Raw genomic sequence first — 26,258 nt, forward strand, 5'->3', positions numbered from 1 at the left:
CTTCAGTGACTCGTCGACAAATTTGGTAGTTATCCACAGGCTTGACGACGACCACTTGCCCCTTCGGATTTCCTCCATATTCTGAGGGGCATGAACATTCTTCAGACACACGCATCGCTGGGGGCGCGGGCCATGGAACTGCTCACGGCCGCGTCCGGCATGAGCGTGTCTGAACTGTGTCGCATGGGCTTCGACGTAGTTGCGGCCAAACAGCTTGCACGGTTGGCGGAGGTATATTTCGCCCCGACGAAATCCACTCGGAAACAAGCGCAGGCCCAAGAATCCGCGCGGAGGAACGGGCACACGCTGAACACCCTCGAGTTGATTGAACGGCATGTGAAGCGTCTGCGGAAGAAATCCGACGCATGGCGGCTCCGGCTATCGTTATGCCAGCGCGATCCCGATATTTATGCGCTTAGGCAGCACGCTAAGCAGGAGGTCGAGCGACTGAACGGCCCCGAAAAGCCAGCCGAAGCGCGCACGGAGGCGCACGTTTCCAATCCGTCCTCCCGGCTTGACCGCACAATCCACCTCACTGGCCCCGAGCACAAGATCGCAGCGATTGTCGACCGAGCCGACGAGTACGCCAAGGAGCACAGTATCACGCGTGCCGAAGCACTTTTGGCGCTCTTCGGTACCGGTGGCGGCACTCGCGTTACGCCAGCTCTGATCATTTCGCTCGGCGACGCACAGGCGGTAGCCGATGGCGACGACGTAGTTCTCTCGCTGACCAACGGGTCGCGTATGTCGGGCAAGGACTTCGTGCAGGCAGCCCTTACAGCCCATGGTTTGGCGATGCTCGTGGACCCCGTACGCGGGCCCGTGAATCTCTACCGCACCTCGCGGTTCGCCAGCGCGAAGCAACGCACCATGGCTAGCCTAGAGAACCCGGTGTGTGCATGGCCGGGATGTGGCAAAGGTGCCGATTCCTGCCAAATCAACCACAACATGGCCTGGAAGCATGGCGGGCAGACAAACATCGACAACTTATCCACGGCCTGTAGTTTCCACAACGGCATTAACGACGACAACCGCGCCGGCCCCCACCTCGACAGAAGAAACGGGCAGATCCGGCGCATTCCACGCGCCGGCCCGCCCGAACTCAACGATCACCCCACCGCTCGGGGCGGAGCGATGCGCATTATCTAGCGCGCGAGCCCTAGGACTTTGTCGACGATTTCATCTGCCGGAACCTCGAGCGTTTCGCCGCCGCGGATCCGCAGTTCAACGATGCCGTCTTTAAATGCGCGACCGAGAATGACCAGGTATGGCATGCCAAGCAGTTCCGCGTCTTTGAATTTAACGCCAGGAGAAACCTTGGGGCGGTCGTCGAAAAGCACTTCGATACCGGCAGCCGACAGCTCTTCGACAAGTTTGTCGCCTGCTTCGATGGCGTCCTTGTCCTTATTCGCGACCGCTACGTGCACCTGATACGGAGCAACTGCTGCTGGCCACACGAGGCCCTTGTCGTCGTGGCCCTGCTCGGCAAGAACTGCCATCAGGCGGGAAACGCCAATGCCATAAGAGCCCATGGTTGGGATCGCGCGCTTGCCGTTCTCATCGAGAATCTGCACATCCATTGCCTCGGTGTATTTGCGACCGAGCTGGAAGATGTGCCCGAGTTCGATGCCACGGGCGAGCTTGAGAGTGCCGTTGCCAACGGGGGCTTTGTCGCCCTCATGGATTTCTGCGGCTTCGATATGTTCGTCGATGGTGAAGTCACGGCCGGCAACCAAGCCCACGACGTGACGGTTCTTCTGGTCGGCACCGGTGATCCAGCTGGAGCCTTCGACAACGCGAGGGTCGGCGTAGAGTTTGACGCCATTGGTTTGGAGACCACGCGGACCTACGTAGCCCTTGACTAGGAATTCGCTCTTTGCAAAGTCCTCGTCGGAGGCGAATTCGAACGTCGCTGGCTCCAATGCTGCTTCGAGGCGCTTCTCGTCAAGTTCGCGGTCGCCGGGGATGAGCACACCGGCAAAGTTTGTCTCGTCGCCGTCGTTGATCTTGATGACCATACACTTCAATGTGTCCGATGCTTCGACTGCGCGACCGTCGATTTTCACGCCCACACTGTTGGCCCACTGCACGAGTGTGTCGATGGTCTCGGAGTCCGGGGTCTCGTGATCAACAGGCTCGGGCTGGCCCTCGATCGGCTTAGCCTCCGGCGCGACGGTGACCACAGCCTCGACGTTGGCGGCATAGTCTCCGGCAGTAGATACAACGAAAGTGTCCTCACCGTTGGCGGAGTATGCGAGGAATTCCTCCGATGCCGAGCCTCCCATTGCGCCCGAGGTCGCCTGGCAAATCTCGTAGGATACTCCGAGGGAGTCGAAAATCCTCTGGTAGGCCTCGCGGTGCTTGGCATACGAATCGTCGAGTCCCGCATCAGCCATGTCGAAGGAGTACGAGTCCTTCATCACAAACTCGCGGCCACGCAAGATGCCCGCGCGCGGACGCGCTTCATCACGGTACTTGGTCTGAATCTGGTACAGGGTGACCGGGAAATCCTTGTACGACGTGTACAGATCCTTCACGGTCTGCGCGAACATTTCTTCATGCGTTGGGCCAAGAAGCATGTCGGCTCCCTTGCGGTCTTTCAGACGAAACAGTTCGTCGCCGTATTCATTCCAGCGGTTGGTGGCCTCGTATGGCTCACGTGGCAGAAGTGCCGGGAACAACATTTCCTGCGCGCCGATCGAATCCATTTCCTGGCGCACGACGCCCTCGATCTTGCGCAGAGTCCGTAGGCCCAGTGGGAGCCACGAATAGATGCCTGGTGCGGCACGACGGATGTAGCCAGCGCGGACGAGGAGTTTGTGGCTTGGTACTTCTGCGTCGGCGGGGTCTTCGCGCAGGGTACGTAGGAATAGCTCTGACAGGCGTGTGATCATGTCGATTATCGTACCCGGTAGCCTCGAGACCATGTTGATTGTGCTGCCACCTTCAGAAACCAAAGCTGCCGGCGGAGAACGAGACCCGATGGACGTATCGTTTCCCGCGCTCAACCCCGTACGTGCGGAGCTGATGGATGACCTGGCTGCACTCTCCGCTACGGCACAATTGCCGATCCTGAAGATCTCGGAAAAGATGCTTCCCGAGGCCGAGGCCAACCTCACTCTACGGACCGCCCCTGTGATGCCTGCGATCTTCCGCTACACGGGTGTCCTCTACGACGCTCTTGATGCTGATTCGCTTAACGACGACGCCCTGAGTCGTCTGGCCATCGGCTCCGCGCTATTTGGTATCGTCCGGGCGGGCGACATGATCCCGAAGTATCGACTCAGCGGGGGCACGAAACTCCCCCGCCGCGACGGGACAATACCGACTATGAAGGCACGCTGGGGCTCGCTGGTCACTCAGGTTTTGGAGGACTCGGGCGAGTTCGTCGTCGATATGCGAAGCGGCACGTACCAGCAGTTAGGCAAGGCCCCGGGCGCCATGACGGTGCGTGTTGAGTCGGTGCAAGAAGACGGAACGCGCAAGGTCGTCAGCCACTTTAATAAGCACTACAAAGGTCAGTTGGCGCGGGCGCTGGCGTCGTCGATAAGCGATGCTGCCGACATAGCTGGCGTGGCTGAAATCGCTTCGGCGGCCGGCTTCTCAACCGAGGTGGAGGGGACGGTTCTTACGCTCGTTGTTTAGCGCCGATCACCTGGATGCCGAAGGTGGCGATGGTGCAGGCGATGAGCATCACCACGGTCATCGCGACTGGTTGGGAAATTCCCCAGGCGGCCACTACTCCGACGATCGGGCTGACGATGCCGCCGAAGAGGAACTGGCCCGATCCCATAATCGCCGACGCGGTACCGGTGAGCGATCCCGCGCGCGAAATGGCGATGGCGGAATTGTTGGCCATATTGCCGCCATTGGTGGCGACGACGAAAAACAGGCCGACCAGGATGAACCACTTGTTGAGACCGAGCAGGGCAACAATCACGAGATAAATCGTGGCGGTGAACTGCACGACGTTGTAGATGCGTGCGAGAAACAGCGGGGTGTGTTTTTTCAGGAGTCGCGCGTTAAGTAGTGCGACGATGAAAAGGCCGGTTGTGTTGGTGGCGAAGATCATTGAGTATTGCAACGGCGTGAACCCGTAGTGTTCTTGGAGGACGTACGGGGATGCTGAGACGTAGGCGAACATCGTGACAAACGAGAAGATGAAGCCTAGCGAGTGCCCGAGGAAAACTCGGTCGCGGAATAGCACCGTGAAGGCACGGCCGAGGGTCGCGAAGCTTAGCGGTTGGCGGTTTTCTTCGGGGTGGGATTCGGGGACAACGCGGACGACTCCGATCCACACCAAGACATTGAAGATCGCAAGGACCCAGAAAACGCCTCGCCAACCGACTTGGTCAACGACGATCCCGCCGATCACTGGGCCAATCACTGGTGCTACACCGCCAAGCACCATCAACAGCGAGAAGATTCGGGCGAGTTCCTTGCCTTGCACTAGGTCTCCGGCGACGGCACGCGCGAGCACCATGGCCGTGCCACCCGCGAGGCCTTGAAGCACGCGCGCGGTGTACATCACGGCGATGCTTGGCGCAACGGCTGCCAGAACGGTGGCGAAGATCAAGACGAACGCCCCGCCCACGAATAGCTTCCGCCGGCCTACGGAGTCCGAGATCGGTCCGATCACAATCTGCCCGACGGCCATGCCAACGAGGAACGCGGTCAGGGTAAGTTGGCCTGCCGTCTGCCCAACGCCGAGTTCCCGGCTGAGCTGCGGCAGCCCCGAGAGATACATGTTGATCGTCAGCGGCGCGATGGTGGATACTGCGGCGAGCACCACAAGCAGCACAGGCGCGATCGTGGAATTTGATTCTTTATCCATAATAGTTTTCAACAGTAATACCCCGCTGGGTATATTGCGAAACTGCGGGCATACAACTGCGCAGTCTGACCAGTTTCCTTTACATTGAGCATTTTACAGTTTACAATATGTTATAGAGAGGAGATCACATGGACGAAGCAACACACCCCAATATGGTGCGAAAATGGCGACGCTGGCATGAATTTTCCCAAAGTGAACTCGCCGAGAAAGCAGGCGTCTCCCGCCAGACTATTGCCAATATCGAAAAGGGCAACTACTCCCCTTCGGTACACCTCGCACTTGACATCGCACGAGCACTAGGAAAAACAGTCGAAGAACTCTTCGGCGACGAACAGGAGCAGCAATGATCAAGAAATTTGGCGACGCAGCAATCGCCTTCACCCAACGCACATCCGATGACGAGTATCACGCGACTATGACTCACCAAGCCAACACTGTAGGCATGTGGATGGTCCCCATAGCCTCGATGGTTGTGGGCGCCGTCTTAGCATGGGTTCTTCGTGGTCCCGAATCGATGTGGGCAGCGCTCGCAATCGTCCCCGCGTTGTCTGGCCAAATGGCCGGCAATGTCTGGATGAAGAACTATGCCCCACGCCCGAAGGCCGTTTCTCCACGGTGGTACTTGGCCATTGGAATGGTCTTCATCGTCCTCATGTTCCTCGGAATCGTGTACAACACGTATTTCGGTGGCGAGCGCGACGTATCCGTGGTTATCAGTATGGTCGTTGGAATTCTCGTCGGCATTACCCTCGCCGGTTGGCTAGTCCCAAAGAGCATGCAAGAGGCCTATGACTCCGACGTGGCCCGACTCGAGGCATCGTTGGAGGACTAATCGGATACCCTTGCATAACCACAAACGTCCACGCCATCTTTGATGGGGTGGACGTTTAATCTCGGTGACTCTATTGCCCAACAGCTGCTTTTCGCGCCCACGCTGGCGCAATGACCCCGCCGCTTCGAACGAGCAGCACGATGCCGCAGATCGAGATCAGGCTGGAAACTACGATCGTTACGACGCTACCCTCTGCACCGAAGGCCCCGCCACTGATCAATGGATTTCCCACCGGCGTAGGCGTGAGCCAGCCATCGTAGCCGCTTAGACCGGAGACGTTGTAACCAAACACCATCCCCTGCACCACGTTCCATGCGAAGTGGATGCCAATGACCAACCAGAGCGATCTGGTTAGTGCGTACAAGACACCGAACATCACGCCCGCCTCGATCGCGATGGCCACAGCTCCCCACCACGTGGCGTTGTCGTTACCCATGTGCACCGCCCCGAAAAGCGCTGCGGAAAGTACAAGCGCAAACCAGGTGCCCAGCGCTTGTTCGGCATAGCGGAAGAACACTCCGCGAAACATGAGCTCCTCGCCAATCGCGGGCCCAATGCCAAGCCAAATGAGGATCCACAACCAGTCGACACTGTCGTTGGGTGTTCCCCATTCCACACCGCCGAGAAGGTGGATCCCTCCGACCGTGGCGGCGATCGTTCCAGCACCAATGAGCATTCCCGCCGCCAGGAATTTCAGCGGGCTGCGGGTCAGTTCCACTGGACGGCGGCGCTCCAGCAGCCACAAGATCAGCGCGTAGCCGATCGTGCTGGCAATGAACATCGTCCAACCGTGTTTGGCTTCGTCGCTGGGGTCCTGGCGCAAAATAATAAGGGCCAGCAACAATACGAGCTGGCCCCAGGTGAATACGATGTTGGCTACAAGCCACAAAATCGCGGGATGGGTGATTGATCGTCGCCAAGCGGGCATTTGCTGCACGGCCATGGGCGACCTGTCGACTGAATCGATCGGGCGTTTGTCGACCGACCTCCTAGCTGGGAAAGTGCCGGTATCCATGCCCCCATTTTACGCTCGATACTGTTTATCAATTTATCAAACGCGTAGAATGTGTGGCATGCCACGGAACAACCCCTTCCGCCCCACGTTCGGCGCCAGCCCGAAAGTCTGGGCAGGACGCACGACCGTTCTTGACGAGTTCACCACCGCGCTCGAATCCGGCCCCGGCCACCCCAACCGTTCGCTGATCATCTCCGGTTCACGAGGCATCGGAAAAACAGTCTTACTCACCGAGCTCGAAGATAAAGCCCGCGCTACCGGCTGGGTAGTCATCCGCGCCTCGGGCCGCGAAGGCATGGCCGAGACCCTCACCAACTCCACCATCCCCGAACTCATCGAGTCGCTCGAACCCGCACCAAAACGCAAGTTCACCGGGTTCAACGTCGCAGGGCTTGGGGGTGTCCGCAGCGAGCTTGTCGACGAGCAACCCGTCGCTCCCCGCCTTGTCACCCGGTTGCACCAACTGCTTACCTTGCTCAAGGGCACTGGCGTCTTGTTCACCATCGACGAGATTCAAGACTCCAACCCCGCAGACCTCACCGAGATCGCCGTGGCCTACCAAGATTTGGTCCGCGACGATGCCGAAGTGGCCCTCGCGATGGCAGGCCTTACCCAGGGAGTGAACAACTTGCTCAACCTGCCGGGTGCGACATTCTTGCGCCGCGCTCGCCACTACGAGCTCGGCCCCCTGACAATTGACGATGCCACCGCCACCCTGCGCGATACAGCCCAAGAGGCCGGCAAGCCCTTTCTCAACGACGCTGCCCGGCGCGCTGGCGAGCTCACCCAGGGCTACCCATACTTGGTGCAGCTGATCGGGTACCTCGCGTGGAATCACGCTGTGGGTGATGCCATTACGGGGCGCGACGTGTCGTCGATAAGCGAGGAAGCAATCGAGATCCTGGGCAAGCAGGTGCACCAGCCATCACTGCGCGCCGTGCCGCCTCGCCAGCGTGAATATTTGGATGCGATGGCACACATCCAGTCGCAAACGGGCAGGGCACAGGTGTCCACGGCCGATCTGACCACAGCACTGGATCGTCCCACGACGGCGTTGTCGGACACGCGCGGTAAACTCATCGACAGGGATCTCATCGTGCCGGCTGGCTGGGGCGAAGTGGAGTTTGCGCAGCCCTACTTGGGTGATTACCTCCGCCGCGAGCAACGACCGACTAGGGTGAATTAGTGAAACCGAAGCACTTTTATATTGCAGGAACTGTCGTCCTGCTTGCTACTTTCGGGTATTTGTCGATGCGTCTCGACGATCTTGGCACGGCCCCATTCCCCCTTGCGTTCGGCGCAATGATCATGGTGTATATCGCGGTGCTGCTGCCGCCGAGTGGGTTGGCTTATGTCCGCGGCGAAGTACCAGCCGATTCACCGATCCCTTTTTCGGAGTCTTTGGCCCAGCGCATCGCGGCGAACCTAGACAACACCCAGTTGTGGATCGCTAAGTTGGGCTGCTTCTTGGCCTGCGCTATTGCCTTCTCTGCTCTGACCGATGCGCTTCCTGGCTGGCAGAAATATTCACCGGTGAGTTTTGCGGTTGGCGCGTTGGGTACAGTGGGCTTTTCTCTGGCGCTGATCGTTGCGATGGTGAGCGCATACTCAAAGAACAAGAAGCGGTTTCCCCAGATGCCGATGAAGTGCGGCGCAAAGAACTCTTGGGCGATCGTGGTGCGTTCGGCTTTTACAACGAACCGAACGACCCCATGGTGTTGTTTATTTCTCCAATGAATGAGACCAATATCGGCACCAACTGGGCCCACCAGCCGGCGCGCTGGTGGGTCTACGGCATCGTGATCGCAACCGTGGTGCTTCTTGTAGTCGCGGGCCTTGCTGCTGCTCTTTTTGGTTAGCTACTCCACCGGCCTGCGACGCACGATCACAGAGGCGACAACGCTTACCGCGATTACCCACGCCACCAGGATTCCTACCGCCAGCGGCACCGACTGATCCACCACGGGGTATTCGCCGAGCCCGACTAAGCGAGTCAACCCTACTGGAAGCACTCCCAGCAGAGCGCGTGCCCAGTCTGCACCCACAAGGCTAAGCATGCCCTCGATGAAGAAAAAGTCTGCCATCCAGATCACTACGGCCCACACCCCGTTTCGCAGAGCAATAGCAGTACCAGCGGCGAGCGCAGCCAGCACAGTCCATTGCAGCAGCGCGGTCCAGATAAATCCGCCGCCATTCGCCCTGTCGCTGAAGGAGCTCAGGTCCACCTCGGCGCCAAAGAGCGTCAGGCCGAGGTAACCACCAACCATGCCGACAATTCCTGCGAGTACCAACGCTCCAACGATCAGGAGCAGCCGGAATACCAGATCGAGTCCCCGGTTGTTGTCCGACAGATACGCAAATCCAATGCTCCCCCGTGAGTACGGGGCCGCAGCCATCATCGATGCACCGACGATGATTACGATGGTGGCCAAGTCGGCTGCGATCGAGAGGGCCGACACATCAAAAGTCTGATCGAGGCCTTGCGCCCATCCAGCAAGGACGGCCCCAGTGGCCATTCCACCGCAGATCAGCAGGAGATAGACCCAGGTTGCCGGGGCGGTGAACATTTCGCGCGCTGCGCCAAGTGCAAGTTTCATGTCTAGCTCACTTTCGTTGCGTTGAGGAATGCGTCTTCGAGGCTGACGCGTTTGGTTTCCATGCCATAGATCGCAAGGCCCAATTCGCGGGCCTTGTTGCCAATTTCTTCTTGTGTGGAGTTCTCGATGAGCACGGTGTCGCCCTGTTGCTTAGCGACGAACGCCTTGGCCAACTCCCCTGGTCGATCACACAGCACCTCGATGTGGCCAGCACCGAGGAAATCATTCAGTGGGCCTTCGCCGACGAGTTTGCCTTGACGGATCACGACCAATCGATCTGCTGTGATCTGCATTTCCGCCATCAGGTGTGATGAGACGAACACGGCGCGGCCTTCGGCGGCCATGTCGCGAATCCGGTTGCGCATCCAGGTCACGCCTTCGGGGTCTAGTCCGTTCACGGGCTCGTCGAGAAGCACGTACGTGGGGTTGCCGATCATCGCACTGGCCAGGCCTAGTCGCTGGCGCATGCCCAGGGAATATCCCTTCACCCGGCGGCGTGCCGCGTGGGCGATGCCTGCAGCTTCGAGGGCGTCGTCGGCAAGCGCGAGCGGCACACCGGCGTAGTTCGCGACCATGCGGAGGTGTCCGCGTCCGGTCAGGTGCCCAGGGATCCAGGTGGGGTTGAGCATGGCGCCGATGTCGCGGGCTGGCTGGGCGAGCTTGCGAAACGGCAGACCGTTGATCAGCGCGCTTCCTGAGGTGGGGTTTTCCAGGCCGGTGATCATGCGCATGGTGGTCGACTTGCCGGAGCCGTTGGCGCCAAGAAAGCCAGTGACTTCGCCTGTGGGGATGGTAAACGAGAGGTTGTCTACAGCGCACGTTTTCCCGTAGCGCTTGGTGAGGTTTTCAACTGTGATCATGGCTTAATAGTCGCCCAGCCGGGCAGCCTGGATCATCGGCCCCAAGTGTGAAACCTACTCGTCAACCCCTAGGCTGAGAAGCTCCGCTACATCGACGAGGCCCGCCCGCAGGGCAAACAGCACTGCGTGTACGCGATCGCGCGACTGGGTCTTCATCAAGATGTGGCGAATGTGAGTCTTTACCGTTGCTATCGAGACGAACTCCCGGTTGGCGATCTCGTCGTTGGACAGACCCAGTGCGATAAGACGCAGGATCTCTACCTCGCGCGGAGTGAGCGCAGACAGCGCCTGGTCATCCCTGGCCGTGGCGCGCGCCTGTGGTGTGCGGGCGGCCTGCAGCACGTGTTTGGTTACCTTGGGCGCTAGGACCGCGTTGCCCTCATAGACCGTGCGAACCGCTGCGAGGAGCTCCTCGGGCTGAGCATCTTTGAGCAGGAACCCACTTGCTCCGGCTTCGATGGCACCGCGCACGAAACCCTGATCGTCAAAGGTGGTGAGCATGATAACTTTGACTCCCGGATCCGCAGCGAGAAGCCTCTCGCACGCCGAAATTCCATCGACACGTTGCATTTGAATGTCCATGAGAACAAGATCAACGTGAACCTGACCTGGAACTTCATCGCCGTCGCTGGCCTGCCACGCCACTGTCATGTCATCTTGCGAGTTGATTAACATCGCAAACCCGGCGCGCACGAGCGGTTGGTCGTCAACAAGCCCAACTGTGATCATCGGGGAATCACCACCTGAACAAGGAACTCTTTGCCATCAAACTCAGTGCGCATGGTGCCATCGTGGGCTGCGACGCGTTCGCGCATCCCGGTCAGACCATATCCGCCTTGTACTGGTTCGCGGTCAGCAGGGTTTGCAGCGGTAATTATGATGCGATTTCCCATCTCAAATTCGAGCGTTCCGCTTGGCGACGACGCGTGGCGCAACATATTGGTCACCATCTCTTGGCAGATGCGATACAAGGTGAACTGGGTTAGTTCCGGCAAGTCGGTAGGGAGTTCATCGAGACCTGTCACCGTGATGTCTGTGCCTTTGGCGCGGGCTTCGTCGATAAGCATTGCGATTTCAGCGGTCCCGGGAGCAGCGAGAGCTTCGCGGCCCGAATCGTCGCGCAATACGGACAAGAGTCCTCGCATCTGACCGAGTGCTCGGCGCGATTCATTACTGATGGTCTCCAGAGTATCCACAGCGACACCAGGGTTGTCCTTGGCGGCAAAGCGCGCGCCGTCGGCCAACGCCGTTATGCCAGACAGCGAGTGCGACACGATGTCGTGCATTTCGCGTGCGATCCGATTGCGTTCGACCACCCCGGCAAGCTCGGCGCGTTCCTTCAGCGCTGCCCACGCGTGCTTGCGGTTGCGCGTATCCAACCCAAGGCGCCAGAAGAACCCGACAACAATCCACGCGATGGGCACGAATATCAATGCCGCAGGCCCTACGCGGGCCAGCAGGTCCTCTTCGCCGAATTCCTTTTGTGCCTTCCACAGCATCAGAGACACTCCGATGCCCACTCCAATCAGCAACCAGGCGAGGAGCCACGGCATCAAATTGCGTTTGGAATACGCTGCAGCGAGGTAGCAAGCGTATAGCACCGCGATCGCATTAACAAAGGATTCGGCAAGCAACGGATCAAACAATGCGCAGGTAAGGGCGACGGCGACCACAATGATCATCGTGTTCGGCCACCGCGGGTGGAAAAGGAAGCCGACAAACAGAGTCGCAAAGATCGCATACGCAAACGCGAAATTATATTGGGTTTCGGTGTATCCGCTCAAGCTGGAAAAACCGGCCAGAACAGCCAGCAGGATGACCACCCGCGTTGGCGCGCCGATATAGTTCTGTGGCCAGTGTTTCTCCATGAAGTCAGCGTATCTTGATGCGCTTGTTGTTGCGTCAGCCCTAGGGTTGATTGGGCTGACTTAGTTCAGCGGTCACATAAGCCCCAGCACAGTTGGCAGCCACGTAGAGAACTGTGGAACAAACACAACGATAAAGAGCGCGAGAAGGATCGCTCCGAGGAATGGCCACAACTTAGCGATGACTGGCTCGATACGTAGCCCAGCAACTTGGGCACCAACGAACAATACGTTGCCAACTGGTGGCGTGATCACGCCGAGCGAGAGGTTCATGACGACCATGGCTCCGAAGTGCACAGGATCCACACCGAGCTCGGTCACGATTGGCAAGAAGATCGGCACGAAGATCAGAATTGCTGGGGTGGGGTCCATGAAGGTACCGATAACCAGCAGGATGATCATGATGATAAACAGGATGACGACCTTGCTCGACGATACAGCTAGCAGACCATTTGCGATCAGCGTCGGAATACCAGCGAATGCCATCACCCAACTCAATGCGGATGACGCAGCGACCAGCATCATGACGATGCAGGTAGTGCGAGTAGCATCGAGTAGGACCTTCGGTAGGTCAGAGATTTTCAGCTCGCGGTAGGCAAATCCAAGCGCCAGGCAGTACAAAACTGCAATCGCCGCTGACTCGGTTGGGGTGAACCAACCTGCCAAGATACCGCCGACGACGATCACGATCATAAGTAGTGAAGGCAGTGCTCGCCAAAGCACCAACATTGCAAGCGGCAACGGCGGATGCTCGGTCGGACGCTTGTAATTTTCCTTTCGGGCCAACACAACTCCGACTGCAAGCACTGCGATCAGCCACAGGATGCCTGGGCCAACACCGGCCATAAATAGAGCCGCGATCGAGGTCGACGAAACCAGCGAGTACACAATAAACGTATTCGATGGTGGCAGCAGCATGCCCGAAGGAGCCGATGCCACGTTCACGGCTGCAGCGAATGGTCGTGAGTACCCGTCTTTGCGCATTTGTGGGGTCATCACGGTACCCACTGCAGAGGCCGCCGCCACAGCTGCGCCGGACACGGAGCCGAAAAGGCCGTTGGCCAACACGTTTGTCTGCACCATTGAGGCTGGGAGCCGGCCGACAATCACGCGCGCGGCATCGATGAGCCGAGACGCGATTCCGCCGGAATTCATTAGTACACCGGCCAAAACAAAGAATGGAATCGCAAGGAGTGAGAATGAATTAGCACCGGTAAACATGCGCTGCGTCACTGCCGCCGCGCCGTTTTCCACACCGAGTACCGCCATCGCTGCGAGCATCGAAGGCAAACCAATCGCTACGGCGATCGGCACCGATGCAGCAATCAGAACAACAACGCCAACCAGAAGAATGAGTGCTGCGATTGCACCGGGGGACATTACTTGACCTCCTTTGAGTCTGTCGCGGTCGCGACTTTGTCCGGTGTGCCGATCTCACCTTGGGCGGCTTCTTCCAGTTCTTGGTGATTGCGTGGTGCATCTGGGTCTTCAATTTCGAGGTATGCCGGCTGCGCACCCGTAGCAACCTGCACGATGTCAATCAATGCGAAGATTGCGATGCAGACTCCAGCGATCGGAATCACGATGTAGACCCAGCCAATGGCAAAGGGCAATGCGGTGAGGTTTTGGTGCCACGCGACTTTCGCGGCGAGGATTCCGCCCCAAGTCATGCCGACACCGGCGAAAACCAGAATCATCAATTGGACAAACAGTTGCATTGCGCGCTGTCCGCCTTCAGAAAGTTTGCGAGCGAGGAAGTCGACGGCGATGTGCCCTCGCTCCCCGAAGAGGAATGCCGAGCCAAGAAATGTAAGCCACACGAAGCAGATCTTGGCAAACTCCTCAGACCATGTCGACGGCGTGTGGAGAATCTGGCGCGTAATGACCTGCCATGATGTCGTCGCGACCAGAATTGCGAAAAGCACTACAGAGATCACGCCGAGGGTTGATAACAACGCTTTCTTGAGTACAGCCATTACTCTTGCGCCTCCTGGATGTCGTCGTAAAGTTTGTTTTGCAAGTCAGTGGTCAAGAACTCTTCACGAATCGGTGCAAGAGCCTCTTCGAATGCTTCTCGATCAACATCGCTAAAAGTGGCGCCGTCTGCCTCTGCTTCGGCAATCGCCCGATCCGTTTCAACCGCCCACAGCTCCGTGTGGTCGGTCATCGCGTTGTCCCATTCTTCGTCGAAAATGGCACGGTCCTCATCGCTCATGGCCTCGCGAAGGTCCGCGCGCATGATCATGTAGTCCAAACCCACAAGGTGTTCGGTGCGGTTGAAAAAGGGAGCGACTTCGTTGTGTTGTTGGGTGGTGTAGGAGACCTCGTTGTTTTCCGCACCGTCGAGAACCCCGGACTGGATCGCGGTGTATACCTCGCCGTAGGACAGTGGCGTAGCCGATGCCCCCATCAGCTCGATCATGCGGATGTGCATGTCTGATTCCTGCACGCGGATTTTGAGTCCTGCCAGATCCTCCGGCTTGGTAATCGCCCCACCCTTGGTATAAATGTTGCGCGTTCCCTGGGTAAATCCACCGATGACGGTGATGTTGTCGCGTTCCTCGAGGGATGTGAAGATCGGCTCCATCAAGTCTTGATCCCTGATCACGGACATTTGATGATCGATCGATGAGAACGTGGTGGGCATATTGAGCACCTGGAAATCCTTGTTCAGGTTCTCCAACTGCGTGCCTGATACGATCGCCATCTCGATAGCGCCAGAGGAAATGAACTGGACCACTTCCTGCTGCGAGCCGAGCTGTTCGTTGGGGAAAATGTCGATAACCCAGCGGCCGTCGGTGCGTTCCTCAAATCGTTGAGAAAAATTGTCCAATGCAATGTAGCTGGGGTGGGTTTCTGTTTGGTTAAGCGCAAGCTTGACGTAGGTAACTTGGTCTTCGTTTCCGACCGTCTCCAAGTTAAGTCCACCCAAGTTGGCACACGAGGACATCGTGAGACCTAGGGCGACGGTCACGCCGGCTGCTGCGAAAATGCGTCTAATCAAGGTTCGCTCCGGGTTAGTGAGAAAATAGCACGATTCTGAGAGGTATTACTTAAAGCTATCGTGGCCGACCGCCCTACAGATCACAAACACCAATCGTTGTAACGCACGCCACCTTACGGCGAAAACTCCTGTTCACGCCCAAGTTTTTCAACCTTTCAGCTACCCCCAAAAGAGTGTAGGTTGCCAAAAGTTGCCACCAAACCGGACATTTTCGTCGCGCTACTTCACCGCATAAAGGACGGTGAATTTATTGTTCCGCGCCGCCTGCCTTACCTGAGAAAACCGTTTTTCCACACTTTCGCGGTAACGCAGATGGGAATTATGCACGAGGAAAACCTGCCCACCCGGCTTTAGCAACCGATGCGAAGCATCCAACAGATGCTCCACCAACGTCGCGTCCACGGTCGTACCATCATGAAAAGGCGGATTGAGCAGCACCGTATCGAAATCACCTGCAAGCTGCGCACCTGCATCATCCCACGTCACGGCGACACCCCAAGGGCTCAGCGTTCCACGCGCAGACAACACCGCGTCAGCATCCGCATCGGTCGCAACAACCTCAGTCGCCGGGTACGCCTGAAGGATTCGCTTGGACACCGAACCGTTTCCACACCCTAAGTCCAACACCCGCCCAAGCGCTTCTTGCTTATCGACGACCACCTCGCCCAGGAACCTTCCGCCCAGGTCTTCCTTGGCTCCCGAGAACACCCCTCCGATCGCTGTGATCCCGTGTGACTCCACCGGAGTATAGGCAACCTCCTTGGCCCTGGCGGCGACGAGACAACGGAACTTCCCCTTACCTCGCGATGCGCTCACCTGCTCAAATGACTGCTCCAACACATCATTCATCGAACGCGCTAGGTGCTTGTTGTTCCCGCCGAATACCAGTGTGGCCTCATCGAATCCAGCACCGGCGACAGCACGCGCCACATAATCGAGCCGCGCTAACGATTTAGGCATCTGCCCGATCACTACACAGGAGCCGTCGCCGGTAAGCCACTGGTCTAATCGTCTGTCCCCCGCCACTTCCACGCCAGCCTGCAGTGCCCTCTCGCATTGTGTGAAGTCCGAGGATATGCAGACGACTCGTATGGCTTTGGTGTGCGCCAGCAAGTCGCCACTCGGGTCATCGGCGATCACCACGGTGTCGGCCTGTGGCGCGGTCTCCAAGATCAGCTGATCAAGCGTGCGCAAGGCCCGCGACCTCCCCGATCACGTAGACGGCTGGGTTGGCAATCGCTTCGTGTTCCATCACATCTGCCAGCGTAGCTGCCGTTGCCCGGACCACACGCTGCTGCTGGGTCTCGCCTTCCTGAATCGCCACCGCGGGGGTGTCGGGGGCAAGCCCTTCGTCGATCAGCGTCTGGGTAATAGCGCGCACCTGCCGCACACCCATGACCACGACAATACTCCCGCCAAGGCGAGCCAGCGCACCCCAGTCGATCAAGCTCTTGGGATTCGATGGCGCGAGGTGACCCGAGACGATGGTAAAGGCGTGGGTAATGCCCCGGTGAGTCACTGGCACCTCCGCAGCCGCTGGGACTGAGATCGCGCTGGTCACCCCTGGGACAACCTCGCAGGAAATACCGGCTTCGAGGCACTCAAGGTATTCCTCGAAGCCGCGCCCGAAGACATAGGGATCACCACCCTTGAGGCGCACGACGTTCTTTCCCGCGCGGGCGTGCTCGATGATGAGCTCGTTTGTTTTCTCCTGGGCAACTTGACGCCCATAGGGCATCTTGGATACGTCGATGACTTCCTTGCCCGCAAGATCCAGAAACTGCTCCAGCTGGCCAGCAGGGCCCAGGTGGTCGGTCAAGATGACATCGGCGTTTTCCAGCGCGCGCAGCCCGCGAATGGTGAGAAGATCCCAGGCCCCTGGTCCCCCGCCGACGAGGGTGACGTGTCCAATACTCATAGAGAATCAGTCTAGGCTTGTGCCATGAACGCTCCAAGGCTTACCCACAATTTCGCCGCCGCATTGCCTGAATTGTGCGTTCCTACGCAGGCAGCCCAGTTCCCCTCACCCGATTTGGTCGTCTTAAATGAGGGGTTCGCGCGCGAGCTCGGCCTCGACCCGAACTGGCTGCGTTCCGAGGAAGGCATCGCTTGGCTCGCTGGTAGCGCGGGAGGAGTTGCCACGGCCTACGCGGGCCACCAGTTCGGCGGCTTTTCTCCCCTGCTTGGCGATGGGCGCGCGATGCTCCTCGGCGAGCTCGGGGGATACGAGATCCAACTCAAAGGATCAGGCCGTACTCGTTTTTCTCGCCCAGGCTCGGACGGTCGCGGCGCGCTCGGTCCCATGCTGCGCGAATACCTGGTTAGCGAGTTCATGCACGCGGTCGGTGTCCCCACGACTCGGGCGCTGGCGGTAGTTACCACAGGTGAGCGCATCGTGCGCAATGGTCGCCCCGCGATCGGAGCCCTCCTGGTCCGCGCAGCGCGTAGCCACCTGCGGGTGGGCACTGTCCAGTACGCGGCGACGCAGTCCTTGGAGCTCACGCAGAAAGTGGTGGAATACGCGGGGTTCTCGTCGCCAAGCGAGCTGCTGGACACGGTCATCGATCGGCAGCTGCCCTTGGTGTTGCACTGGATGCGCCTGGGATTTATTCACGGCGTGATGAATACCGACAACACCACCCTATCCGGCGAAACCATCGACTACGGCCCCTGCGCGTTTACTGAAGCTTGGGACAACGACGCGTGCTTCTCCTCCATCGACACCTCCGGGCGTTATGCTTTTGGCCAGCAGCTCAACATCCTTGGCTGGAACCTCACACGGCTTGCCGAAGCACTGCTCCCCATCGCAGACGAGGCCCAATTGCGCTCGCTGCTCGACGAGCTCCCGGGCCGCTTACAGGTGCTCGTCGACAAGCTTGGCGACGACTACCTGGCAGGTCTAGCCACTGCGGCCGACATCACCACCTACAACCGCGACTTCGGCGGGCCGGTGTTTATCCCACGCAACATGATGCTGCAGCGCGCGCTGCAGTCCGCCGAAGCCGGTCACCCTGACGACTACTTCGCTCTACTCAAAGCGGTAACCGACCCGTACAACCCAGAGGCCGGGCCAGCCTGGATGGCGGAACCGGAGGGCGAGCAACCGTTTGTCACCTTCTGTGGCACCTAGAACTGGTCGATGTGGATCTTCTTCATGCCCATGAGTTTCTCGTAGGCCCCGGGCTTGGCCATCAGCTCAGCCAGATTCGCTGGCACGATCTGCCAACTCACGCCAAATATGTCTTTGAGCCACCCGCACTGTTCGGCGTTCGGGTCGGCGGAAAGCGCATCCCAAAGCCTATCCAGCTCAGCTTGGTCCGCGACGTGGACCATTAACGAGACACCTTCGTTGAATGTGAATGCCTGGTCGACGGCCGAGTCCATCGCGGTAAACCACTGACCTTCGAGTTGGAAGTCGGAGTAAACAATCTCCGCGTTGTTGTCAGGGATGTGTCCCATGTCGGAGTAGCGAACGCGGTTGCCTGGTTGCGCGTCGGAAAAGACATCCAGATAGAAGTCTGTAGCTTCCTCGCACTTGTTCTGCACAGCTCCGCAGAACATGAGCTGTGGGTTTACAAACGGGCGGTCATCGCCTTCTGGGTTAGTGACCATCAGCTGCCAACTCACGCCGAACTTATCCTCAACCCAGCCATATAGCTCGGAATGCGCATAGGTGCCAAGATCCATCATGACCAAGCCCTCGGCGCTCAAAACTTCCCAGGCATGGCGCAGAGCATCGCCATCTTGCTCGAAGTTCAGCAGAAAGTTCAGCGCCGGTGTAGGTCGAAACTCGTTGCCAGCATTGACCAAAATCAGGTGAAAACCGTCCAGTTGCAGTTCGTTGGTCAAAGTTTGCCCTGCCAAGGCTTGCTGAAATTCCAGCAAGCCCTCGGTGGGATAGGTGACTGTGTCGACCACAGATGTCCGCGGGAAGGCATCAACATACAGTTCAGCTGCCTCGTCTGCGGTGCCAGCGCACCAGATATTCGGGATGATCTTTTGCATGCCCACAAAAATACACCTCCGCCGGCACGTCGTGTGCGGGCGGAGGTGTTCGTCGCTAAGCGAACATGCTCTAGTCCAGCTTGAGCATCTTCTGGGTGTAGTCCCACTGCTCCTGGTATTCCTGTGGCTCGCGCGACAGTGGCTTGCCGTAGGTAGGAATCATTTCGTAAAGCTTAGGTGCCCACTCGATCATGCGCTCGCCGAAGCAGCGCTCGATGAGTTCCAGCATGGCAGCAGGTGCGATGGATGCGCCTGGGGATGCGCCGAGGATACCTGCGATGGAGGCGTCCTGGTTGTTCACCAGCGCAGTACCAAACTCAAGGGAACCAAAGCGAGGTGCAGCGACAGGCTTGATCACCTGAACGCGCTGGCCTGCGACGATGGTCTCCCAATCAGCGCCGTCAGCAGACGGAACATATTCCTTCAGGGTTTCGATCTTGCCGTCGAAGCTCTTGGTCACTTCCTCCACCAGGTACTTGACCAAGCCAAAGTTAGTGGCAGCAACACCAAGGTAGGAAGGAATGTTGTCCAAGCGAATGGACTTGAACAGGTCGGCGTAGGAACCTTCCTTCATAAACTTCGGAGTCCAGCCACCGTATGGGCCGAAGAGGAGGCCCTTCTTGCCGTCGATCACACGGGTGTCAAGGTGTGGAACGGACATTGGAGGGGCACCGACCTTGGCCTTGCCGTATACCTTCGCCTGGTGCTGCTCAACCAGCTCAGGGTTAGTGGAACGCAGCCACATACCGGAAATTGGGAAGCCTGCGTAGCCGTGAACCTCAGGCACGCCCGCCTTGCGCAGCAGGTCAAGAGCGTAGCCGCCAGCGCCGACGAACACGAAGCGCGCACGGGTGACCTTCTTGTCACCGGTGTGAACGTTTTTCACGGTGACGCGCCAGAAGTTTCCTTCCTTCTTCAGGCCCACGACCTCGTGGCCGTAGCGTACCTCGGTGCCAGCTGCCTCAGCTGCCGTGATGAACTGCTTGGTCAAAGCACCGAAGTTGATGTCGGTGCCCTTCTTGGTCCAAGAGATTGCCACTGGCTCTGCGTCGAAGTCGCGACCCTTCGCCATGACTGGAAGCTTCTCTGCGAAGACAGACTTGTCGTCGGAGAACTCCATCTCTGGGAAGAGGTGGTTCTCACGCAGAATCTCGTAACGGCGACGCAGGTAATCGATCTGCTCCTCACCCTGTGCGAACGACACGTGAGGAACCGGGTTGACGAAATCCTTCGGGTTCGTCAAGATCCCGTTACCCAGCTGGTGAGCCCAGAACTGACGCGCCACCTGGAACTTCTCGTTGATATCGACGGCCTTAGTGATGTCAATACGGCCGTTCTTTTCTGGCGTGTAGTTGAGCTCACACAGCGCAGAGTGACCTGTACCAGCGTTGTTCCATGGGCTGGAGGATTCCTCTGCTGGGCCGTCAAGACGCTCGTACACAATCTGGGACCAGCTTGGTTCCAGCTCACGAAGCATTGCACCCAAAGTTGCGCTCATGACACCTGCGCCGACAAGCAGAACGTCGACTTCGTCTGCTGCCCTACCGGTTGTATTTTCGTTGGACACCTTCATAAACCTCTTCGTCGTTTTCTACTGCTGCCTAGCTCAACACCACATACGAGGTGGTGTGAGGCCAAATTAGATGGACTACCCTAGCATGTTACGCCGTCCGGACCCGGGGGTGATAAAAAGCCCTAGGACCATGTGTGTTTGTGTAGGTGCTCCGCCCATTTGGGGGTGAAACATATTTACAAAACAACATAAGTGGCGGTCACACCAATTCTACATATCCTGAAAAACTCGTGTTTGATCCGACCATTTCGGGTGGAGGGGGGCGGATCGATCGCCTAGACTTTGACCCATGGCGAACTCTGGGAACCACCACTCTGGGCACAACCTTATCCCTGATCTATCTTCACTCGATTGGCACCCCGACGAACTTGGCCCAGGATTCGAACGCGCGGACATCCACTTGGGCCAGGACCCAGAGGGCGAAGGAGTTGCCGTAGCAACGCTGGTGCGCACACTCCCCGCCGCGAAGACCGGAAAGCCTGCACTCCTGTGGGTTCACGGCATGACGGACTACTTCTTCCAAACGCACGTTGCAGAGCATTTTACCCAGGCCGGCTACCCGTTCTATGCGCTGGATCTGCGCAAGTGCGGTCGCGCCCGCCAAGAGGGCCAGCGCTGGCACTTCTCTAACGATCTGGCGCACTACTTCCCCGACCTCACCGCCGCGCTCCGTGCAATCACGCAGACGCACGACAGTGTAGTGCCCATTGCTCACTCCACCGGTGGCCTGATCGTTCCCCTGTGGGCTAGCTATCTGCGCTCCACTTCGCCGGAACTACACAAGCGGCTCGGCGGGATTATCCTCAACAGTCCGTGGCTCGACATGATGTACCCGACCTGGCAAGTGCGGATCGGAACTCCGCTGATCAACGTCGTCGGCAAGCACTGGCCAAACGTTGCCGTGCCCGGTGGGAACCTGGGTGCTTATGGTGAAAGTCTGCACACCAGCAAGCATGGCGAGTGGGATTTCGACCTGGTGAAAAAGCCGATCGGAGGACACACAAAGTACCTAGGGTGGCTGCGCACTGTGATTCTCGGGCAGAAGCAGATCCAAGAAGGCCATGCCCCGGTCGGCTGCCCCGTACTCACCCTGTGCTCTTCGCACTCCTACCTGAACCAGCCGTACTCGGCAGCGTCGAATACGGCGGATACGGTGCTTGACGTTGAGCAAATCAAGCGTTGGGCTCCGCAGCTTTCCGACGAAGTCCAAATCTCCGTCATCGACGGCGCACGCCACGACGTATTCCTCTCTCTCACCACGGCCCGCAAAGCTGCTTTCGATGCGACGACGGACTGGCTTGAGGCACACTTCCCAACCCCTGCCGCCTAAGCAGTGCCCTATTAATAGGCGCGCACCGGCACACAAGTTTTTCCAGCTACAGTGGTAAGCCACAAGCTATTTAACTGTGTCTGTTTATAAGGAGATTTCGCGTGCCACACGATCACAACGTCGATGCGCATTATGACTACATCATCATCGGCGCAGGTTCCGGCAATTCGATTCCCACACCTGAACTAGACGATAAATCGATCGCGATCGTTGAAAAGGGCCTCTTCGGCGGCACCTGCATGAATGTCGGCTGCATTCCGACGAAAATGTACGTCGTCGCGGCGGACACTGCACTCTCAGCGGCAGATTCCACCAAACTTGGCCTTGACACCCAGTTCAACGGCGCCGATTGGAAGTCAATCGTCCAGCGAGTTTTCCACAATCGCATTGATCTAATCGCCAAGGGTGGCGAAGAATACCGGCGCGGCCCCGAGACCCCCAACATTACTGTCTACGACCAGCACGCTTCGTTTGTCGCCCCGAAGACCATCACCACCGGTCAAGGCAACGAGCAAAAGACAATCTCCGGCGACACCATCATCATCGCCACTGGCTCACGCCCGAGCATCCCTGAGGTTCTTGCCGCATCGGGCGTCCCGCTGCACACCAACGAGACGATCATGCGCCTCGACGAGCAGCCGAAAAGCCTCACCATCGTCGGTGGCGGATTCATCGCCATGGAGTTCGCCCACGTATTTGCAGCACTGGGCACCAAGGTCACTGTGGTTAACCGCTCCCCGCTTCTGCGCACCCTCGAGCCAGAAATCACTACCCGTTTCAATGAACTCGCTGCACAGCGCTTCGACACCCGCATCGGCCGCACCGTCAAGAGCGCAACCTCCGACGACGCTGGCGTCACGCTCGTGCTTGACGACGACACCTCCGTCACCTCCGAAGCTGTCCTCGTCGCCACCGGACGCACCCCCAATGGCGACCAGATGAACTTGGCCTCCGCAGGAATTGAGATGCGCGAAGACGGACGCATCAAGGTGGACGATTTCGGGCGCACCACAGCCGAGGGTGTGTGGGCGCTGGGCGATGTGTCCTCCCCGTACCAACTCAAACACGTAGCCAACGCGGAGACTCGCGCTGTGCGACACAACATCTTGCACCCAGACAACATGGTCCCGATGCCACACGATCACGTACCTTCGGCGATCTTTACCCACCCGCAGATCGCGACCGTCGGGCTGACAGAGCAGCAGGCACGCGACGAAGGTCACGATGTCACCGTCAAGATTCAGAGCTACCGCGATGTGGCATACGGTTGGGCGTTGGAAGACACGACGGGAATCGTGAAGCTGGTAGCCGATCGCGTTACCGGCAAGATGCTTGGTGCACACTATATGGGCCCACAGGCATCAACTCTGATCCAGCAGATGATCACAGTTATGGCGTTTGACCTCGACGTACGCGAGGTAGCTACCCAGCAGTATTGGATTCACCCAGCGCTGCCAGAAGTCACTGAGAATGCGCTACTGGGCCTCGATTTTGAATTCCCCGAGGTCTAAGGCCTCTGCACGTGGAAATTCCTAGACGATATCCTCATCTGGAATCGTCAGAATCTCGTTGCCATCCTGGGTGATGACGATGGTGTGCTCGAACTGCGCGGTGAATTTGCCGTCGTTGTTCTGCACGGTCCAGCCATCGTCCCAAATGGTGTACGGCAGCTCACCCAGATTGATCATGGGCTCAATGGTCAACGTCATGCCTGGTTCCAAGACGTCGGTGTAGGCATCGGAATCGTAGTGCAGGACGACGAGACCATTGTGAAACGTTGGGCCGACACCGTGACCGGTGAAGTCGGTGACCACCTTGTAGCCGAACCGCTTGGCATACGCCTCAATGACACGACCGATGACGTTGACCTGGCGACCGGCCTTCGCAGCCTTGATCCCGCGCATGGTGGCTTCCTTGGTGCGCTCGACCAACAGGCGGTGCTCCTCCGAAACATTGCCCGCGAGGAAAGTAGCGTTGGTATCGCCGTGGACACCATTCTTGTAAGCAGTAACGTCGATGTTGACGATGTCTCCATCTTGGATCACGGTGGTATCCGGGATACCGTGGCAGACGATCTCGTTTAGGGAGATACAAGAAGATTTAGTGTATCCGCGGTAGCCCAAAGTTGAGGGGTAAGCGCCGTGGTCGCACATGTACTCGTGCGCGATCAGGTCGATCTCGTCGGTAGTCTTGCCAGGCTCTACGGCTGCTCCGGCGAGGGCGAGCGCGTTGGCGGCAATCTTGGATGCCTCGCGCATTGCTTCGATAACCTCCGGCGACTGTACGAATGACTCCCCGATGTTCTCTTGAACTTCATCCTTCCACGCATATTCTGGCCGTTCGATATGCTTCGGAACGGTGCGGATCGGGGTAGGTTTTCCAGGGGTCAACATTGCACGAGTGGTCATGGAAGCAATGGTAGTCCCCGTGCGCCGCTAGTCTAATTTCACCTGCTTCTCAGACACGCTACTGCAGGATTTCCTCTTCGGCAGGGGCTTCAGCTGGCTGGTCTGCAGCGTCGTAGTTGAGCAGCATGCGGTCTGCCGCGCCTACAGCTGCCGACGAGCCTCCGCCAAGAACAACCAAGCTGGCAAAGGCGATGTCATCTCGGTAGCCCGCAAACCACGAATGCGATCCTTGGAAAATCTCAGCCTCGCCGGTCTTGCCGTAGATTTCTCCTTCGGCAGTCATCCCCCGGGCGGTACCCGTGGTAACTACCGAACGCATCATGCCACGCACCTGATCCAGCGTTTCCGACGGCAGCGCTGGAACTTCCTCGCTTACCTTCGTTTCCTGCCCTTCGATGAGATACGGTACGGGCGCACTTCCATGCGCGGCGCTCGCAGCAACCATCGCTAGGCCGAACGGGCTGGCCAAGTCATAACCCTGGCCGTAGCCGGCTTCGGTGCGCTCCAAAGGAGTCTCGCCTTCCGGGATCGAACCAGTGATGGTTTCAAGCCCGGAAATGTTGTAGTCAATCCCCAAACCGAATTGCTTGCCCACCTGCTGCAGCTGCCCTGGCTCCAATTGCGTCGAGATATCAGCAAAGGTGGTGTTACACGATGAAGCGAACGCCTTGTCCAGAGGCACATTACCTAATGCAAAGCCTTCGTAGTTGGTCACCACGCGACCATAAATGTCCATCGTGCCTGGACACGGGACGATCGTCCCCGGAGTAATGCCCTGGTGTTCGATTCCTGCAGCGGCAGTCACGATCTTAAACACCGAACCTGGCGGATACTGTCCGGTCAGGCCGAGGTTGCCTTCCTTATCTGCAGCGGGGGTCTGGGCGATGGCCAAGATCTGCCCCGTTGACGGACGGATCGCAACGATCACGGCCTGTTGCCCTGCTATTGGTGCCAACGCCTCCTCCGCAGCACGCTGCAGCTTTTGATCCAGACTGACCTTGATGGCGGGGGCCGGCACTGGATCTGAGACTTCGAGATCCTCCAGCGCTGCGCCCTCGGTATTTACCATCGAGATCTTCCAGCCGTTGGATCCTTCGAGTTCATCACGCACGATGTTGCCAACGCGTGCCATGATGTCTGGAGCGAACTTCGGGTCAGCGTTGACCATCGCTGCTTCTTCGTTCAGGCGAATCTCATTGAGCGCGGCGAGCTCGTCGACAAGCGACTTGCCTGCAGCCTGAGGAAGCATCGCCACCGAATAGGTGCCCGAGGCGTTTTCCAGGGCGCTGGTTAATTCGCCGGCGTCCCTGGTGGGAACTCCCCCGTCACGTTCGTTTGCCACCGCGAGTGCCGACGAGATCGCCTGGGCTGTGTCGGGTGCCGATTTCATCGCTTCGGTATCTACTAGCAATCGGTAGGCTACGCCGGGTTTGAGTAACTCGGCGCCGTCGGAGGAAATCACGCTCGCCTTTTCTGCGGGAACGGGACGCAGCTCGAGGTGCTGATGAGCGCCCAAGCGCGGATGGACAAGCGAGGGCTGCCAGCGCACGGTCCACTCGTCGCCGGTTTGGGTCAGTGTCATGGAGGTGTCGTAGCTAAGCTCGCGGTCTCTCGGCAAATCCCACGTCATGGTGTACGTGGCGCGCGCGACGTTGTCTTCCTGCTCCACATTGTTCAGCGTGGTGTTGAGCGCCTCAGCCTGCAGACCGGCAAAAGTTTTGTCGATTGCTCCCGATGCGGTCTGCGGGTCGTCGACAAGCGTACTCAGCGCCTCGTTGTTGTGCTCGGCGAAGGCCGCAAGAAATTCTTCAGCAATGGGCTCTGCCGAGTTGGGTTTGGGTGTGCACGCGACCAAGCTGGTGGCCACGAGCACAGCGGTTGTGACGGCGGCCAAAACTCGTTTCATGGAAAACAAAGTAGCAGCACCATCCGATT

26 protein-coding genes are annotated in these 26,258 nt (G+C 58.4%); 10 read left to right on the forward strand and 16 right to left on the reverse strand.

The window, feature by feature from the left end:
• Positions 1 to 90 precede the first annotated feature (90 nt).
• Positions 91 to 1,149, forward strand: a complete 1,059-nt coding sequence (locus QP027_RS06790; protein WP_284823514.1) for an HNH endonuclease signature motif containing protein — start codon at positions 91 to 93, stop codon at positions 1,147 to 1,149.
• Here QP027_RS06790 and QP027_RS06795 read toward each other — a convergent pair.
• A complete protein-coding gene (locus QP027_RS06795) occupies positions 1,146 to 2,894 on the reverse strand; it encodes a proline--tRNA ligase (protein WP_284823516.1) in 1,749 nt (582 codons plus the stop codon). The genes QP027_RS06790 and QP027_RS06795 overlap by 4 nt on opposite strands.
• Positions 2,895 to 2,925: 31 nt before the next feature.
• Here QP027_RS06795 and yaaA point away from each other — a divergent pair, with 31 nt between their 5' ends.
• Positions 2,926 to 3,645 carry a peroxide stress protein YaaA gene (yaaA, locus tag QP027_RS06800; protein WP_284826970.1) on the forward strand — a complete coding sequence of 240 codons (720 nt, stop codon included), beginning with the start codon at positions 2,926 to 2,928 and terminating at the stop codon, positions 3,643 to 3,645.
• On the opposite strand, the gene QP027_RS06805 is transcribed toward yaaA, so the two are convergent.
• On the reverse strand, positions 3,629 to 4,834 hold the full coding sequence (locus QP027_RS06805) for a multidrug effflux MFS transporter (protein WP_284823518.1): 1,206 nt from the start codon (positions 4,832 to 4,834) through the stop codon (positions 3,629 to 3,631). The two genes, yaaA and QP027_RS06805, sit on opposite strands and share 17 nt — an antisense overlap.
• A gap of 128 nt (positions 4,835 to 4,962) precedes the next feature.
• Here QP027_RS06805 and QP027_RS06810 point away from each other — a divergent pair, with 128 nt between their 5' ends.
• Together QP027_RS06810 and QP027_RS06815 are read left to right on the forward strand one after the other, a co-directional pair.
• Entirely contained in the window at positions 4,963 to 5,181 is a 219-nt protein-coding gene (locus QP027_RS06810) for a helix-turn-helix transcriptional regulator (protein WP_284823519.1), read from the forward strand.
• Positions 5,178 to 5,666: a hypothetical protein gene (locus QP027_RS06815; protein ID WP_284823520.1), complete on the forward strand. Its 489-nt coding sequence runs from the start codon at positions 5,178 to 5,180 to the stop codon at positions 5,664 to 5,666. Before QP027_RS06810 ends, QP027_RS06815 begins: the two co-directional genes overlap by 4 nt.
• A gap of 70 nt (positions 5,667 to 5,736) precedes the next feature.
• Here QP027_RS06815 and QP027_RS06820 read toward each other — a convergent pair whose 3' ends face one another.
• Complete coding sequence (locus QP027_RS06820; protein ID WP_284823521.1) at positions 5,737 to 6,681, reverse strand: CPBP family intramembrane glutamic endopeptidase; 945 nt, start codon at positions 6,679 to 6,681, stop codon at positions 5,737 to 5,739.
• A 58-nt stretch (positions 6,682 to 6,739) separates the two neighbouring features.
• Here QP027_RS06820 and QP027_RS06825 point away from each other — a divergent pair, with 58 nt between their 5' ends.
• The 3 genes from QP027_RS06825 to QP027_RS06835 are packed head-to-tail and all read left to right on the forward strand — an operon-like array spanning position 6,740 to position 8,540.
• The gene (locus tag QP027_RS06825; RefSeq protein ID WP_284823522.1) at positions 6,740 to 7,867 is read left to right on the forward strand and encodes an ATP-binding protein; all 1,128 of its coding nucleotides are present in this window, start codon (positions 6,740 to 6,742) and stop codon (positions 7,865 to 7,867) included.
• Entirely contained in the window at positions 7,867 to 8,418 is a 552-nt protein-coding gene (locus tag QP027_RS06830; RefSeq protein WP_284823523.1) for a hypothetical protein, read from the forward strand. Before QP027_RS06825 ends, QP027_RS06830 begins: the two co-directional genes overlap by 1 nt.
• Positions 8,415 to 8,540 (forward strand): hypothetical protein, encoded by a 126-nt coding sequence (locus tag QP027_RS06835; protein WP_284823525.1) that lies wholly within the window; start codon positions 8,415 to 8,417, stop codon positions 8,538 to 8,540. The genes QP027_RS06830 and QP027_RS06835 overlap by 4 nt, the downstream gene beginning before the upstream one ends.
• Here the strand turns inward: QP027_RS06835 and QP027_RS06840 are convergent, their stop codons facing one another.
• The 9 genes from QP027_RS06840 to cobA form a co-directional block, all read right to left on the reverse strand.
• Positions 8,541 to 9,278 (reverse strand): hypothetical protein, encoded by a 738-nt coding sequence (locus QP027_RS06840; RefSeq protein WP_284823526.1) that lies wholly within the window; start codon positions 9,276 to 9,278, stop codon positions 8,541 to 8,543. It abuts the gene before it with no gap.
• A gap of 2 nt (positions 9,279 to 9,280) precedes the next feature.
• Positions 9,281 to 10,138, reverse strand: coding sequence for an ABC transporter ATP-binding protein (locus QP027_RS06845; protein ID WP_284823528.1), 858 nt, complete (start codon positions 10,136 to 10,138; stop codon positions 9,281 to 9,283).
• 54 nt (positions 10,139 to 10,192) lie between these two features.
• On the reverse strand, positions 10,193 to 10,867 hold the full coding sequence (locus QP027_RS06850) for a response regulator (protein ID WP_284823530.1): 675 nt from the start codon (positions 10,865 to 10,867) through the stop codon (positions 10,193 to 10,195).
• Positions 10,864 to 12,006 (reverse strand): sensor histidine kinase, encoded by a 1,143-nt coding sequence (locus QP027_RS06855; RefSeq protein ID WP_284823532.1) that lies wholly within the window; start codon positions 12,004 to 12,006, stop codon positions 10,864 to 10,866. Before QP027_RS06855 ends, QP027_RS06850 begins: the two co-directional genes overlap by 4 nt.
• Positions 12,007 to 12,078: 72 nt before the next feature.
• Entirely contained in the window at positions 12,079 to 13,383 is a 1,305-nt protein-coding gene (locus tag QP027_RS06860; RefSeq protein ID WP_284823534.1) for a TRAP transporter large permease, read from the reverse strand.
• Entirely contained in the window at positions 13,383 to 13,979 is a 597-nt protein-coding gene (locus tag QP027_RS06865) for a TRAP transporter small permease (RefSeq protein WP_284823536.1), read from the reverse strand. The genes QP027_RS06860 and QP027_RS06865 overlap by 1 nt, the downstream gene beginning before the upstream one ends.
• Positions 13,979 to 15,007 carry a TRAP transporter substrate-binding protein gene (locus tag QP027_RS06870; protein WP_284823538.1) on the reverse strand — a complete coding sequence of 343 codons (1,029 nt, stop codon included), beginning with the start codon at positions 15,005 to 15,007 and terminating at the stop codon, positions 13,979 to 13,981. Before QP027_RS06870 ends, QP027_RS06865 begins: the two co-directional genes overlap by 1 nt.
• Positions 15,008 to 15,226: 219 nt before the next feature.
• Positions 15,227 to 16,201 carry a class I SAM-dependent methyltransferase gene (locus tag QP027_RS06875; RefSeq protein ID WP_284823540.1) on the reverse strand — a complete coding sequence of 325 codons (975 nt, stop codon included), beginning with the start codon at positions 16,199 to 16,201 and terminating at the stop codon, positions 15,227 to 15,229.
• Entirely contained in the window at positions 16,188 to 16,925 is a 738-nt protein-coding gene (cobA, locus tag QP027_RS06880; RefSeq protein ID WP_284823542.1) for a uroporphyrinogen-III C-methyltransferase, read from the reverse strand. Before cobA ends, QP027_RS06875 begins: the two co-directional genes overlap by 14 nt.
• Positions 16,926 to 16,949: 24 nt before the next feature.
• Between cobA and QP027_RS06885 the strand changes: the two genes are divergently transcribed.
• Positions 16,950 to 18,137, forward strand: coding sequence for a protein adenylyltransferase SelO family protein (locus QP027_RS06885; RefSeq protein ID WP_284823544.1), 1,188 nt, complete (start codon positions 16,950 to 16,952; stop codon positions 18,135 to 18,137).
• Here QP027_RS06885 and QP027_RS06890 read toward each other — a convergent pair.
• Together QP027_RS06890 and mqo are read right to left on the reverse strand one after the other, a co-directional pair.
• Entirely contained in the window at positions 18,134 to 19,012 is an 879-nt protein-coding gene (locus QP027_RS06890) for a VOC family protein (RefSeq protein WP_284823545.1), read from the reverse strand. The two genes, QP027_RS06885 and QP027_RS06890, sit on opposite strands and share 4 nt — an antisense overlap.
• Before the next feature lie 70 nt (positions 19,013 to 19,082).
• A complete protein-coding gene (mqo, locus tag QP027_RS06895) occupies positions 19,083 to 20,585 on the reverse strand; it encodes a malate dehydrogenase (quinone) (RefSeq protein WP_432418582.1) in 1,503 nt (500 codons plus the stop codon).
• A 289-nt stretch (positions 20,586 to 20,874) separates the two neighbouring features.
• Between mqo and QP027_RS06900 the strand changes: the two genes are divergently transcribed.
• Positions 20,875 to 21,915: an alpha/beta hydrolase gene (locus QP027_RS06900; protein ID WP_284823548.1), complete on the forward strand. Its 1,041-nt coding sequence runs from the start codon at positions 20,875 to 20,877 to the stop codon at positions 21,913 to 21,915.
• Positions 21,916 to 22,016: 101 nt separating this feature from the next.
• Positions 22,017 to 23,426, forward strand: a complete 1,410-nt coding sequence (gene mtr, locus QP027_RS06905; RefSeq protein WP_284823550.1) for a mycothione reductase — start codon at positions 22,017 to 22,019, stop codon at positions 23,424 to 23,426.
• A gap of 21 nt (positions 23,427 to 23,447) precedes the next feature.
• Here the strand turns inward: mtr and map are convergent, their stop codons facing one another.
• Both map and QP027_RS06915 read right to left on the reverse strand, forming a co-directional pair.
• The gene (map, locus tag QP027_RS06910) at positions 23,448 to 24,323 is read right to left on the reverse strand and encodes a type I methionyl aminopeptidase (protein WP_284823551.1); all 876 of its coding nucleotides are present in this window, start codon (positions 24,321 to 24,323) and stop codon (positions 23,448 to 23,450) included.
• A 58-nt stretch (positions 24,324 to 24,381) separates the two neighbouring features.
• Positions 24,382 to 26,229 (reverse strand): penicillin-binding transpeptidase domain-containing protein, encoded by a 1,848-nt coding sequence (locus QP027_RS06915; protein ID WP_284823554.1) that lies wholly within the window; start codon positions 26,227 to 26,229, stop codon positions 24,382 to 24,384.
• Between the last annotated feature and the right edge of the window lie 29 nt (positions 26,230 to 26,258).

Origin of the sequence: Corynebacterium breve (assembly GCF_030252165.1) — a bacterium.
Taxonomy (GTDB): domain Bacteria; phylum Actinomycetota; class Actinomycetes; order Mycobacteriales; family Mycobacteriaceae; genus Corynebacterium; species Corynebacterium breve.

Coding starts and splice junctions, on each gene's coding strand:
- mqo (WP_432418582.1), bottom strand. CDS start 20,585: ATGAAGGTGTCCAACGAAAATACAACCGGTAGGGCAGCAGACGAAGTC.
- QP027_RS06860 (WP_284823534.1), bottom strand. CDS start 13,383: ATGTCCCCCGGTGCAATCGCAGCACTCATTCTTCTGGTTGGCGTTGTT.
- QP027_RS06900 (WP_284823548.1), top strand. CDS start 20,875: ATGGCGAACTCTGGGAACCACCACTCTGGGCACAACCTTATCCCTGAT.
- QP027_RS06820 (WP_284823521.1), bottom strand. CDS start 6,681: ATGGATACCGGCACTTTCCCAGCTAGGAGGTCGGTCGACAAACGCCCG.
- QP027_RS06790 (WP_284823514.1), top strand. CDS start 91: ATGAACATTCTTCAGACACACGCATCGCTGGGGGCGCGGGCCATGGAA.
- QP027_RS06815 (WP_284823520.1), top strand. CDS start 5,178: ATGATCAAGAAATTTGGCGACGCAGCAATCGCCTTCACCCAACGCACA.
- QP027_RS06885 (WP_284823544.1), top strand. CDS start 16,950: ATGAACGCTCCAAGGCTTACCCACAATTTCGCCGCCGCATTGCCTGAA.
- QP027_RS06855 (WP_284823532.1), bottom strand. CDS start 12,006: ATGGAGAAACACTGGCCACAGAACTATATCGGCGCGCCAACGCGGGTG.
- map (WP_284823551.1), bottom strand. CDS start 24,323: ATGACCACTCGTGCAATGTTGACCCCTGGAAAACCTACCCCGATCCGC.
- QP027_RS06825 (WP_284823522.1), top strand. CDS start 6,740: ATGCCACGGAACAACCCCTTCCGCCCCACGTTCGGCGCCAGCCCGAAA.
- QP027_RS06865 (WP_284823536.1), bottom strand. CDS start 13,979: ATGGCTGTACTCAAGAAAGCGTTGTTATCAACCCTCGGCGTGATCTCT.
- yaaA (WP_284826970.1), top strand. CDS start 2,926: ATGTTGATTGTGCTGCCACCTTCAGAAACCAAAGCTGCCGGCGGAGAA.
- QP027_RS06835 (WP_284823525.1), top strand. CDS start 8,415: ATGAATGAGACCAATATCGGCACCAACTGGGCCCACCAGCCGGCGCGC.
- QP027_RS06795 (WP_284823516.1), bottom strand. CDS start 2,894: ATGATCACACGCCTGTCAGAGCTATTCCTACGTACCCTGCGCGAAGAC.
- QP027_RS06915 (WP_284823554.1), bottom strand. CDS start 26,229: ATGAAACGAGTTTTGGCCGCCGTCACAACCGCTGTGCTCGTGGCCACC.
- cobA (WP_284823542.1), bottom strand. CDS start 16,925: ATGAGTATTGGACACGTCACCCTCGTCGGCGGGGGACCAGGGGCCTGG.
- QP027_RS06840 (WP_284823526.1), bottom strand. CDS start 9,278: ATGAAACTTGCACTTGGCGCAGCGCGCGAAATGTTCACCGCCCCGGCA.
- QP027_RS06850 (WP_284823530.1), bottom strand. CDS start 10,867: ATGATCACAGTTGGGCTTGTTGACGACCAACCGCTCGTGCGCGCCGGG.
- QP027_RS06810 (WP_284823519.1), top strand. CDS start 4,963: ATGGACGAAGCAACACACCCCAATATGGTGCGAAAATGGCGACGCTGG.
- QP027_RS06890 (WP_284823545.1), bottom strand. CDS start 19,012: ATGCAAAAGATCATCCCGAATATCTGGTGCGCTGGCACCGCAGACGAG.
- QP027_RS06805 (WP_284823518.1), bottom strand. CDS start 4,834: ATGGATAAAGAATCAAATTCCACGATCGCGCCTGTGCTGCTTGTGGTG.
- QP027_RS06845 (WP_284823528.1), bottom strand. CDS start 10,138: ATGATCACAGTTGAAAACCTCACCAAGCGCTACGGGAAAACGTGCGCT.